A 343-nucleotide genomic window follows, 5' to 3' on the forward strand; every position below is an offset into this window, starting at 1 on the left:
CTACGGCAGCACGGGCGGCATTTGCGCGCCCTTGCCGTCTGCGCACTACGCGCGTTTCACCAGACGCCACGTCACCCAGTGCACCTTGAGCTCCCCCAGATTGTCCCGGACCAGCATGTCGGGCATCGCCGCCCCGGCTTCGACGCGCAGCACCTTGCCGCCGTATTCGTCCGTCTGCCAATCGCCGGTCACCGGGCAGATATCGCTCGTGCGGACCTGCGCGACGGGGTCGCGGTCGGACGCCGGCGCTGAAGGCGGATCGAGGAAGTACTCCGATTCGTCGGGGATGATGCCGTCCGCGTATCGCTTGTCTTCCCACAACAGCCGCCAGTGCGTCTTGACG

1 protein-coding gene is annotated in these 343 nt (G+C 67.1%); it reads right to left on the reverse strand.

Translation table 11 applies throughout. The annotated features are described in order from the left end of the window. Positions 1-45: 45 nt before the first annotated feature. Positions 46-343 (reverse strand): Imm72 family immunity protein (locus SB816_RS30345; RefSeq protein ID WP_410548035.1); only part of this gene is annotated, 298 nt, incomplete at its 5' end.

This window comes from Achromobacter sp. SIMBA_011 (genome assembly GCF_046535435.1).
Classification (GTDB): Bacteria; Pseudomonadota; Gammaproteobacteria; order Burkholderiales; family Burkholderiaceae_B; genus Achromobacter; species Achromobacter dolens.